Source organism: Streptomyces sparsus (genome assembly GCF_054776295.1).
The window spans coordinates 1-613 of record NZ_BAAHCA010001642.1; the positions used below are offsets into that span (position 1 = coordinate 1).

Sequence of the window (613 nt, forward strand, 5' to 3'; positions counted from 1 at the left end):
ACCGTCGCGGGCTGGGCCGCCCGGCGCGACGCCCCGCTGCACGTCCACCTCTCCGAGCAGCCCGCCGAGAACGAGAGCTGTCACGAGGCCCACAGCTGCACACCCACCCGGCTGCTCGCCGACCACGGCGTGCTCGGCCCGCGCACCACCGCGGTGCACGCCACCCACCTCACCGACGAGGACGTCGCACTGCTCGGCGGCACCGGCACCGGAGTCTGCATGTGCCCCACCACCGAACGGGACCTGGCCGACGGCATCGGGCCGGCCGCCGCGGTGCAGCGGGCCGGCAGCCCGCTGTCGCTGGGCAGCGACAGCCACGCCGTCGTCGACCTGCTGGAGGAGGCCAGGGCGATGGAGCTCAACGAGCGGCTGCGCACCCGCACCCGCGGCCACTGGACCGCCTCGCAACTGCTGCGTGCCGCCTCCGAGGACGGCCACGTCGCCCTCGGCTGGCCGGAGGCCGGACGGCTGGAGCCGGGCTCGTTCGCAGACTTCACCACCGTCGCCCTGGACAGTGTGCGCACCGCGGGCCCGCTGCCCCGGCTGGCCGCCGAGTCGGCCGTCTTCGCGGCGACCGCCGCCGACGTCCGCCACACCGTCGTCGGCGGCCGGC

At 76.7% G+C, this 613-nt stretch carries 1 protein-coding gene; it reads left to right on the forward strand.

Annotated elements, in window-relative coordinates:
* Positions 1 to 613 (forward strand): amidohydrolase family protein (locus tag ACYVE9_RS30070; RefSeq protein WP_461031019.1); only part of this gene is annotated, 613 nt, incomplete at both ends.